Here is an 11215-nt window from a genome sequence, read left to right as displayed (position 1 = left end):
GAAAAGCCAGAAGGCCCAGGTGCTGGTTGACAGTGTCCTGGGCCTTAGTTTTAGCTCTTTAAAAAGCTAAGTGGTGAAGCAGAAATCACGGACTTACTACTTGGTGATCTTGTAGTACGCAGGCTGGGAATTCCACTGCAACTCAACGTTGGAAACGTTGTTGGAGTAGCCACCAACTGCGTTGGCGTACCACAGTGGGATTGCAGGCAGGTCCTGCAGCAGGATTTCCTGTGCTTGGTTGTACAACGGGGTTGCTGCAGCAATATCTGTCGCTGCGGAAGCTTCGGTCAGCTTGGCATCAAATGCTGGGTTGGAGTAGTCGCCATCGTTGGAGCCTGCGCCGGTTGCGTACAAAGGTCCGAGGAAGTTGCCCAAGGATGGGTAGTCGGCCTGCCAGCCGGTACGGAAAGCGCCCTTGATAGTGCGGTTGGTGATGTCATCGCGCAGGGACTTGAAGTCTGGGTATGGGTTGCCAAGTGCATCAATGCCCAGAGTGTTGCGGATGGAGTTGGCGGTAGCGTCTGCCCAAGCCTGGTGGCCACCGTCTGCGTTGTAGGAGATGGTGAATTCACCGCTCCATGGGCTAATGGCATCAGCCTGTGCCCATAGTTCCTTGGCGCGCTCAGGATTGTAGGTTAGTACTTCTCCGCCAGCCAGGGAATCGGAGTGGCCATCGATAACCGGAGAGGTGAAGTCGGTGGCTGGGGTACGAGTGCCCTGGAAGATGGTGTCGGTGATCTCTTCGCGGTTAATTGCCAAAGAAATTGCCTGACGGCGCAGCTTGCCTTCTTCGCCAGCAAAGTGCTCGAGGCTCTCTGGAATGGTGAAGGACTGGAAGACTGCGGAAGGCTGGTTGATGGAGCGGCCTGCAAGCTCATCCTCAAAGGAGGAGAAAGCGGAGTCTGGGATGGAGTCCAAAACATCGAGGTTATCGGAGAGCAAGTCTGCATAAGCAGCATCAAAAGTAGGGTAGAAGATGAACTTCACGCCGTCGTTTTGAACAGTCTGGCCACCGGTGTAGTCCTCATTAGGAACGATGGTGGCGTCCTGGTTGTGGTTCCACTCAGCAAGCTTGTATGGGCCATTGCCCACTGGGTTCTCGCCGAAAGCATCCATGTCGGTGAATGCGGAATCAGGAAGTGGGTAGAAGGCGGAGTAACCCAGACGTAGTGGGAAGTCAGCTTCTGGCTGGTTGAGCTCAATGGTGAAGGTCTTGTCATCAATGACCTTGAGGCCCTCCATGGATTCCTTGCCCTCTTCGTAGCCCAGGATGGACTCAAAGAAGTAGGAGGAGAGGGTGGCATTGGCAACGTTGTAGTTCCATGCGTTGACGAAGTTCTCTGCCTTGACTGGGGTACCGTCGGTGAAGGTCTGTCCATCCTTCAGGGTGACGCGATAGGTCTTGTCACCTTCAAGTTCGATGGACTCTGCGACGTCATTTACCGGAGAGCCGTCCACATCATAATAAACCAGGCCAGCAAAGATGCTGTCGACGATACGTCCGCCGCCAACTTCGTTGGTATTACCTGGGACTAGTGGATTTTGAGGTTCGGTGCCATTTACGAGGATGTAGTTGGCTTCACCCTCGCCACCTGCTGATTCTCCTTCGGATGAGGAATCCGAGGAGCAAGCAGCGAGGCTGAGTGCAAGTGCAGCTGCCGTAGTAACGGCGAGAGACTTCTTCAAAGTCATGATTGACCTCCGTTGTTATGAGTAGTCCACCAGGATTGTCTCACCTTGTGGGCTCTGGTGGTTTAAATAGTATGTGCGATGTGGGTCACAACAAAACCCAGTCGAGATCTACAATGCACATGTTTGTAAGCAAAAATTAACAAAAATCACAGCTTCTTGGATTTGAGCTGGGAGTTTCCATCAACCCTGAGAATTCTATCAGTATACCTGTCGATTAATCGATATCTAGCTCACCCCTGAAAGGGTGTAAATAATTTAGTGTTGGCAGGTGGGGGTATAGAAATCGATTGCGCAAAAAACAGCAAAACCGCCCCGGGGTGGCCAAGTGGCAACCCGCGGGGCGGCGTCGAAAAGCGTTATTTTTTAGATTTCGCTGGCGGTTGCGCCAGCCATTTCAGTGCAAAAAACGCGCCAAGAATCGGTGGTGGCGGCAGCAGCCGCAGCGTGCCAAGCGGCTACTGCATTATCCTGCACTGTTTCTACTGCTGTAAGTGCGGAGGGAGCGTCGGTAGGTTCGGGCATTTCACTGCGGTAACCAGGGGAAAATTCACTATCGGAAACTTCGCCCAAGATTGAGCTCAACAGGCTGGCACGCTGTTGATGATTGCTAATTGCTGTTTCAATTGCAGATTGTTGCTCGGAGGAGGCGTAAGCAAGTGCTACTCCCAGGGCCCAAGCTGCAGCATATTCGCGCTCCAGCAGTTCTTTAGCTACTGAGCTCTCTGCATCTGTCAAAGCCAGATCGGCGGGCAACTGTGCTTCTGATTCGGTCTCCACAAAAGGCGCTTGGTCAATATATTGACCACTGATTAAAGACACTGAATCTGATGGAATCTCATCTAATTTATCCAGGATCAGGGATTGACTTTCCAGAATATAGCTTTGTGCATCAGCTGCTGGGGCTGCGCCAATGTCAGTGAGCGCCACGGCACAGGAATCGGGAACATTTCCGTCATCATCAAAGCCACATTGGCGCTCAATTTCAGCTTGAATTTCAGTGGCATGCTTTGTCCTTAAAGTGGCTACCTCCGGGGCAGAATCAGCCAAAGCTTGTGCATCCAATTGCGCATCCTGCAACATCTCAACCAAAACCGGATCTGGATCGGGGGAGGGCGTACAGCCACTTAGGGTGGCTGCCAGCAAAGAAATGCCTAGGAAAGATTTAGTGCGCACGTGCATGGATTAATAGTCTAATGCTAAGCAAAGGGTTTGAGTCAGGTTATCCTTTAGACATGGCATTTCCTACCAGTGAAGAACTCACCGCGTTGATCGCTCCGCTTGCAGCATCACATCACCTTGATATTGAAGGTCTGCGCGTGAACAAAGCAGGCCCAAAGTCCGCAGTGGCAATCAAACTAGATTCCGATCAACGCCCTGACCTTGATTTGCTCGAGGTTGTCAGTCAAGAAATTGGGGAGCTTTTCGACGCCGCCGAAGCGCGCGGTGACTTAAGTTTTGGGGCGGGTTATACGCTTGAGGTTTCTACCCCGGGTGTGGATAATCCTTTGACCGAGCCACGCCACTGGCGTCGAAATCGTGGCCGTCTTGTCGCTTTAACTGAAGATGGCAAAAAGCGAGTGGCGCGCATTGGTGCCCTCAACGAAGATGAAACTGCTGTTGTACTCATCACCAGAAACAAGAAGTTGCTGGAGGTCACAGTTCTAGAATTAGCAAATTCACCCCAAGCAGTGGTAGAAATTGAATTCGCGAAACCTGCGCAGGAAGAACTAGACCTCGCGGATAGCACATTCGACGAAGCCACCGCTTAAAGAATGCGGTGGATGCTTGAGAGGAAGACAAGTGAATATTGATGTCCAGGCTCTAAAAGCCATTGAGTCTGAAAAGGGAATTCCCGTCTCAGATCTGGTCCGCACCATTGCGAGCGCACTTTTGCACTCCTACTTGGATAACCGCGAATCTGAGGTAGATGAAAATTCCAGAGCACGCGTGGACATCGATACCTCCACCGGCGCCGTCGCTGTCATCGTTACCGAATTCGACGAGGATGGAGAAATCTCCTCCGAATATGACGGCACTCCAGATAACTTCGGACGCATCAGCGCCCGCGCAGTTCGTGATGCCATCGTAAAGAGGCTCCGCGAAGCAGAAGCATCCCGCGCCTTTGATGCTTATGCAGACTACGAAGGCACTGTCGTTTCTGGCATCGTACAGGCTGATGCTCGCGCTGCAGAGCGCGGCATCATCGTGGTCCAATTGGGCACCGAAGCTGACAACCAGGACGGCATTCTGCTTCCAGCAGAACAAATCCCAGGTGAAAAGCTCAAGCACGGCGACCGTATCAAGAGCTACGTTGTTGGCGTTGGTAAAGGCACCACCGGAATTCAGATCAATCTGTCCCGTACCCACCCAGAGTTGGTTCGTCGCCTTTTTGAACTGGAAATCCCTGAGGTTGCTGATGGTTCCGTAGAAATTGTTTCAATTTCTCGCGAAGCCGGCCACCGTTCCAAGGTTGCTGTGCAGGCAACCGTGAAGAATCTCAACGCTAAGGGCGCTTGCATCGGACCACGCGGTCAGCGTGTTTCCAATATCATGCGCGAACTTGGTGGCGAGAAGATCGACATCATCGATTTCTCCGAGGATCCTGCAACTTTTGTGGGAAATGCACTAGCTCCCTCCAAGGTTGTGAACGTGGAAATCACCGACGCAGAAGCACAGACTGCGCGTGTGGTTGTACCTGATTACCAGCTGTCCTTGGCGATCGGCAAAGAGGGTCAAAATGCCCGTCTTGCTGCACGTCTTACCGGTTGGAAGATCGACATTCACTCCGATCTTGATGCCTAAATAGCCCTGCAAGGGCGGCGTCGAAAAGCATCTTTTGACGCTCTTAAAAAGGAACCCGCTTGGTTTAAATACCAAGCGGGTTCCAATTTTGGGGTCAGATAGCGTAACATTGAACAAGGCCCATATGCGGGCTGAGGATATGTGTCCGATCGGACATTATTTAAGTGCTAAATGCGAAAGGGATTGAATGCCAGAGATTCACCAAACAGATGCTGAAGTATCTGCACATGTGGAATCTTTAAAAAGCGCAACAATCCGGATCCGAACCTGCATCGCTACTCGCGAGCACCAGCCTGATACGGCCTTGCTACGTGTAGTTGAAGACCGGGATAACCCCGGAGTGATCCTTCCTGATCCGAATCGTCGGATGCAGGGAAGGGGAGCATGGTTGACACCCTCCATTGCCGCATTGGACCTTGCTGAACAGCGTCGTGCCTTTGGCAGAGCGCTAAGGGTGTCCACGAAAGTGGATACAGGTCACGTACGCACGTACCTGGCGGGAACAGCCGCCGGACCCGATATTTATAAGGAAGACTGAACACTGATGAGCACACGATGAAGCATCAGCGATGAACGTCAATAACCACCGCTAGAGATCAGGGACCCTTTCATGGGCCTTCGATTCTCTAGCAAAAACTAGAGGAGAGAAGTGCCCGGAAAGCTACGTGTACACGAGCTCGCAAAGCAGCTCGGTATTACCAGCAAGGAACTACTTGCCACACTTAAAGACAAAGGCGAGTTTGTTAAAACCGCATCTTCAACCATTGAACCCCCGGTGGTAAAAAAGATGAAGGAACACTACGGATCGAACGGTTCTGAAAAGTCCGCCGTAATTCCAAATTCTGCTGAAAAATCAGCAACCCCCGGCCCTAAGTCAGGAGCTTCTGCTCCTAAGCCAGGCGCCGAAAAGAAGCCTGCCCCAACCCCTGGAGCAGTACCTTCCGCAAAGCCAACTCCAAAGCCAGCTGCAGCTGCAAAGCCTGCTGCTGCACCTAAGCCAGCTACGGCAAAGCCTGCACCAGCTGCAAAGCCTGCTGCTGCACCTAAGCCAGCTACGGCAAAGCCTGCACCAGCTGCTAAGCCAGCACCAGCTGCAAAGCCAGCACCAGCTGCAAAGCCAACCTTCTCCGCACCAACCCCAGGTGAAGCGGCAAAGAAGACTGATGCAGCTAAGCCTGCATCCGAAGCTCCACGTCCAGGTGCAATGCCACGCCCAATGGGCAAGCCAGCTCCAAAGCCAGGCGCTCGTGCACCTCGTGTAGCAAATAACCCATTCTCCACCGGTGGCAGCGAGCGTCCAGCTCCTCGTCCAGGTGGCGCTCCTCGTCCCGGCGGCGGAAACCGCCCGCAGGGTGGCGGACGTCCAGGTGGACAACGTGAAGGTCAGCGTGAAGGCCAAGGTGGCCAGGGCAACCGTGGTGGACAGCGTCCAGGCGCTGGTTCCGGCGGTCCTCGTCCACAGGGTGGCGCACGCCCACAGGGTAATGCATCTCAGGGTGCAGGTTCCCAGGAGCGTCAAGGTGGCGGACGTCGTCCATCACCAGCAATGATGCCTCCGACCCCAGGTCAGATGCCTGCTAAGGCAGCTGGCGGCAAGGGTGGACGCGGCGGAAACGCTGGCGGCGGCCAAGGCGGATTTAACCGTGGTGGCAGTGGCGGCGGCGGAGCAGCCGGTGGCGCAGGTCGCGGCGGACGTCGTGGCGGCACCGCAGGTGCATTCGGACGTCCAGGTGGCGCTCCTCGTCGTGGGCGCAAGTCCAAGCGTCAAAAGCGCAATGAATACGAATCAATGCAGGCACCAAACGTCATCGGCGGCGTACGCTTGCCAGATGGCCGTGGCGAGGCAATCCGTCTTGCACGTGGTGCATCGCTGTCTGACTTCGCTGAGAAGATCGGCGCAGATGCAGCAGCATTGGTCCAGGCATTGTTCAACCTTGGCGAAATGGTCACCGCAACCGCATCTGTTTCTGACGAAACCTTGATGCTGTTGGGCGATGAAATGAACTACAAGGTTCAGGTTGTCTCCCCAGAGGACGAGGATCGTGAGCTTCTTCAAAGCTTCGATCTGCAGTTCGGTGAAGACGAAGGCGGCGAGGATGACCTTGCTAAGCGTCCTCCAGTAGTCACCGTCATGGGTCACGTTGACCATGGTAAGACTCGTTTGCTGGATACCATCCGTAAGGCAAATGTGGGCTCCGGCGAAGCTGGTGGCATTACCCAGGGCATTGGTGCATACCAGGTCAAGGTTGATGTTGAAGGCGACGAGCGCACCATTACCTTCCTTGATACCCCAGGTCACGAGGCCTTCACCGCAATGCGTGCCCGTGGTGCAAAGTCCACCGATATCGCGGTTCTTGTTGTTGCAGCAGATGACGGCGTTATGCCACAGACTGTTGAAGCAATCAACCACGCTAAGGCAGCCGATGTACCAATCGTCGTTGCAGTGAACAAGATTGATAAGCCAGGTGCTTCCCCTGATAAGATCCGCGGTCAGCTGACTGAATACGGATTGGTTCCAGAAGAGTACGGTGGCGACACCATCTTCGTTGACATCTCTGCAAAGATGGGTACCAACATCGATGACTTGCTGGCTTCTATCTGCTTGACTGCTGACGCTGAGCTAGACCTTGTTGCTAACCCAGAAATGGATGCACAGGGTGTCGCAATTGAAGCTCACCTCGACCGCGGTCGTGGCCCAGTTGCAACTGTTATCGTCCAGCGCGGTACCTTGCGTGTTGGTGACTCCATTGTCGCCGGTGACGCTTATGGTCGCGTTCGTCGTATGGTTGACGAATACGGTCGCGATGTGGAAGAAGCTGGTCCTTCCCGTCCAGTTCAGGTCCAGGGCCTTAACGGCGTTCCTGGCGCTGGCGACAACCTCTTGGTTGTGGAAGATGACCGTATTGCCCGTCAGATCGCCAACCAGCGTAATGCTCGTAGGCGTAATGCAATGGCAGCTCGCTCCCGCAAGCGCGTTTCCCTCGAGGACCTCGATGCAGTACTCAAGGAACACAGCAACCTCAACCTTATTCTTAAGGGTGACAACGCTGGTTCTGTTGAAGCACTGGAAGAAGCACTGCTCAAGATCGAGATGGATGATGAAGTCCAGCTCAACATCATTGACCGTGGTGTAGGTGCAGTTACTCAGACCAACGTTTCCTTGGCTGCCGCTTCCGACGCTGTGATCATTGCTTTCAATGTTCGCGCTGAGGGCAAGGCAACTGAAGAAGCTAATGCTGAGGGCGTAGATGTTCGTTACTACACCGTCATCTACCGTGCGATTGAAGAAGTTGAGGCTGCTCTTAAGGGCATGCTCAAGCCAATCTACGAAGAGCGCGTTATCGGCCACGCTGAGATCCGTGCACTCTTCAAGGCTTCCTCCATTGGCCTCATTGCAGGTTGTATGGTCGAGGACGGCAAGGTTCGCCGCAACGCAACCGTTCGTATCACCCGCGATGGCAACGTTGTTGCCGAAAACGCGAAGATCGAATCCCTGCGTCGCGAGAAGGATGACGTCACCGAGGTCACTGCAGGTTATGAGTGCGGCATGGTTCTGTCCTACCCAGACATCTCCGTAGATGACAAGATCGAAGTTTATGAAATGGTTGAGGTTCCCCGCGAAAGCTAAGCGGAACTAAAAGATCATAAAGATCGGGCTTATTGGGAGGCAGTTCTTGCCCGCCCAATAAGCCCGATTTTTAACTTTCCCTGTGGTTCCTGGGGAAAGGGGAGATTTGTTAAGGAACCGGCTTATACCTTGCACTAATTTTTTGAGTGGTTTCGGCCCAGACGCTTATTCATTTGTTGGCTCTGCAAGGTAGAATTTTTCAGGAATTACTAAGAATAAAAGATTAAGGAAGTGGTCCATATGGTGGATACCGCACGCGCAGCTCGAATGGCTAAGCGCATTCAGACCATTGTTGCCAGCGCCATTGAGCGTGAGATTAAAGACCGTCGTCTGGAGTTTGTCACCATCACTGACGTCACCATGACCGGCGACCTGCATGACGCGACCGTTTTTTACACCGTCCGCGGCGCAACCATCGAGGATAAGCCAGACCACGAAGCAGCTGCAGAAGCGTTGCACCGTGCCAAGGGACAACTCCGCAAGCTCGTAGGAGAACAGTTGGGCGTGCGTTTTACCCCAACCATGACCTACCGCCTTGACACCGTGCCAGAGGCATCTGCGCATATGGAAGCATTGCTGGAACGCGCTCGTAAGCGCGATGAGGAATTGGCAAAGCTTAAGGAATCTGCAGTTCCTGCTGGCGATCCAAATCCTTATAAGACTGAAGTAGACGAAGAACCAAAGGCCTAATTGACGTGTCTCTGAAATCGGAATTTCACCAAGCAGCACAGCTGCTTGAAGCAGCTCAGACCGTAAGTGTCATTGGACATTTGCGTCCAGATGCTGATGCCATTGGCAGCGTATGCGCAACAGTTTCGGCACTGCGCCAAATGGGCAAAGATGCTCAGGGCTACATTGGGCAAGAAGATCCGATGCCAGAGAATCTGCTCACTATCCCAGGTGCTGCAGAGGTTCAATTTGGCACCAGCCTGCCAGAATCAGATCTCTATGTGGTGTGTGATTGTGGCTCAATCGAGCGCACCGGCGCCTTCCAAGAGGCTCTTACAGCTCGTGCGGAGTCCACGATCGTGGTGGATCACCATGCCACCAACCCTGGTTTTGCCAAGGTTAATCTGCTTGATATTGAGGCTGAATCCACCACCACAATTTTGTATGAGTGGTTTGATTCTCTATCAATCCAGATCACACCAGATATTGCCCATGGTCTTTATGCTGGTCTGTTAACTGATACCGCCTGCTTTAGGTGGGGTAGGCCAATTATGCATGATATGGCCAAAGAGCTGATGGAATTTGGCCTGAATATCCGTTCCATTTCGGCAGAGCTTTTGGATCAGACCTCTGTGGATGATCTACGCTTGGTGGGCCAAATCATTTCCAAAATTGAATTGCACCAAGCTGGCCCTTATACCTTGGCGGTTTTGGTGGCAGATTATGACACCATCAATGGCCGTTCCAAGGCTGTCGTTGAGGGACTCATTGAAATGGTTCGCGCAGTTGATGGCGCCGATTTTGGTGCGGTATTTAAGGAATATACTCCGGGTGAATTCACTGTTTCCCTACGTTCTGCGCAATTAAGCGTGGGACATTTGGCAGTGCACCTGGGTGGAGGCGGCCATATCCCAGCTGCTGGTTATACTGCTCGTGGCTCGGAATTTGAGGCCTTGGATACTCTTATTTCCGCCACCGTTACTTTGGGTGAGTCCCTGCAGCGAACCAGCCCAGCTACCAATTAAAGATGAGCCCAACTGCAACAAATACGGTAACCGCACGTCAAATCTTTGGCCTGGCTTTTCCAGCCTTAGGTGTGCTGGCAGCAATGCCGCTTTATTTGCTGCTTGATACTGCTGTAGTGGGGCGTTTGGGTGGTTTTGAGTTAGCAGCTCTAGGCGCTGCAACCACCATCCAAGCCCAGATAACTACCCAGTTAACTTTCCTGTCCTATGGAACTACAGCGCGTGCTTCACGCCTTTTTGGTGCCGGAAAGAAAAAAGAAGCCATAGCCGAAGGGGTCCAAGCGACCTGGGTGGCCATTTTTGTTGGACTCCTTATTAGTTGCATCATGTTGGCTGGGGCACCGCTATTTAGTTTTTGGCTCAGTGGCAACAAAGAAGTTGCTCAGGCTGCAGCGCAGTGGTTGCGAGTGGCGGCCATTGCGGTTCCACTGGTACTGATCGTCATGGCGGGAAATGGGTGGTTGCGGGGAATTCAAAACACTCGATTACCCCTGTATTTCACCTTGGCGGGCGTGATTCCGGGAGCTATTCTCATTCCGGTTTTGGTCTCACATTTTGGGCTCATTGGCTCGGCCTGGGCCAATGTGGTGGCAGAGTCCATAACTGCCTCGTTGTTCCTGATTGCATTATTTAAAAACCATCAAGGGCCATGGCGTCCTCAATGGACCGTGATGCGGCAGCAGCTGACAATGGGGCGCGATCTTATTTTGCGCTCCCTGTCTTTCCAAGTGGCCTTTATCTCTGCAGCAGCGGTGGCGGCGCGCTTTGGCACAGCCTCTCTAGCAGGCCACCAGATTTTGCTGCAGCTGTGGAATTTCATCACCTTAGTTTTGGACTCTTTGGCTATAGCTGCCCAAACTCTTACCGGCGCTGCACTGGGAGCGAAAAGTGCCCAAGTTGCGCGGACTGTTGGTCTTAAAGTTATTGGATATTCGATGGTCTTTGCAGTGGCCTTAGGTGTAATTTTTGCGCTATTTCAACAACAGATTTCGCGTATTTTTAGTACCGATGCCCAGGTGCTTGATGCCATTGCTACCCCCTGGTGGATCATGGTTTTAATGATCGTATTGGGTGGCATTGTTTTTGCAATCGATGGCGTCTTATTGGGTGCCTCAGATGCCGTATTCTTGCGTAATGCTTCTATCGCTGCAGTTTTGCTGGGCTTTTTGCCAGGCGTGTGGATCGCTTATGCTATCGGCGCCGGCTTGACTGGCGTGTGGTGTGGTCTGCTGGCCTTTATTCTTATTCGCCTGGTGGCAGTGGTAATCAGATTCCAATCGATGAAATGGGCGCGTACATAAAACATCTGTGCCTGAAGCAAGGCATAATGGACAAAAGTTATGTGCTAAAAATTTGGGGCACGCTGGGAATGCACGTGGTGAGAAACTGCGTGGTGAAG

The 11215-nt window shown here is 52.9% G+C and carries 9 protein-coding genes; 7 read left to right on the top strand and 2 right to left on the bottom strand.

The window, feature by feature from the left end:
• Positions 1-96: 96 nt before the first annotated feature.
• Both H924_RS08490 and H924_RS08485 read right to left on the bottom strand, forming a co-directional pair.
• Positions 97-1692, bottom strand: coding sequence for a peptide ABC transporter substrate-binding protein (locus tag H924_RS08490; RefSeq protein WP_015651548.1), 1596 nt, complete (start codon positions 1690-1692; stop codon positions 97-99).
• Between the two features lie 363 nt (positions 1693-2055).
• The gene (locus H924_RS08485; RefSeq protein WP_015651547.1) at positions 2056-2871 is read right to left on the bottom strand and encodes a DUF4439 domain-containing protein; all 816 of its coding nucleotides are present in this window, start codon (positions 2869-2871) and stop codon (positions 2056-2058) included.
• 53 nt (positions 2872-2924) lie between these two features.
• On the opposite strand from H924_RS08485, the gene rimP reads away from it, so the two are divergent.
• The 7 genes from rimP to H924_RS08450 all read left to right on the top strand — a co-directional run bounded on the left by rimP (position 2925) and on the right by H924_RS08450 (position 11117).
• Positions 2925-3461 (top strand): ribosome maturation factor RimP, encoded by a 537-nt coding sequence (gene rimP / locus H924_RS08480; protein ID WP_015651546.1) that lies wholly within the window; start codon positions 2925-2927, stop codon positions 3459-3461.
• Between the two features lie 31 nt (positions 3462-3492).
• Complete coding sequence (nusA, locus tag H924_RS08475; protein WP_015651545.1) at positions 3493-4494, top strand: transcription termination factor NusA; 1002 nt, start codon at positions 3493-3495, stop codon at positions 4492-4494.
• Between the two features lie 187 nt (positions 4495-4681).
• Positions 4682-5032 carry a YlxR family protein gene (locus H924_RS08470; protein WP_015651544.1) on the top strand — a complete coding sequence of 117 codons (351 nt, stop codon included), beginning with the start codon at positions 4682-4684 and terminating at the stop codon, positions 5030-5032.
• Positions 5033-5143: 111 nt separating this feature from the next.
• Positions 5144-8122, top strand: coding sequence for a translation initiation factor IF-2 (gene infB / locus H924_RS08465; RefSeq protein ID WP_029703240.1), 2979 nt, complete (start codon positions 5144-5146; stop codon positions 8120-8122).
• Between the two features lie 240 nt (positions 8123-8362).
• Positions 8363-8812 (top strand): 30S ribosome-binding factor RbfA, encoded by a 450-nt coding sequence (gene rbfA / locus H924_RS08460; protein WP_015651542.1) that lies wholly within the window; start codon positions 8363-8365, stop codon positions 8810-8812.
• Positions 8813-8817: 5 nt separating this feature from the next.
• Entirely contained in the window at positions 8818-9816 is a 999-nt protein-coding gene (locus H924_RS08455; protein ID WP_015651541.1) for a DHH family phosphoesterase, read from the top strand.
• A gap of 2 nt (positions 9817-9818) precedes the next feature.
• Positions 9819-11117 (top strand): MATE family efflux transporter, encoded by a 1299-nt coding sequence (locus H924_RS08450; RefSeq protein WP_015651540.1) that lies wholly within the window; start codon positions 9819-9821, stop codon positions 11115-11117.
• Positions 11118-11215 lie beyond the last annotated feature (98 nt).

Source organism: Corynebacterium callunae DSM 20147 (assembly GCF_000344785.1).
Lineage (GTDB): Bacteria > Actinomycetota > Actinomycetes > Mycobacteriales > Mycobacteriaceae > Corynebacterium > Corynebacterium callunae.
The sequence above is the reverse complement of the archived record's forward strand: the minus strand, read 5'-3'. Positions and strand labels throughout refer to the sequence as shown.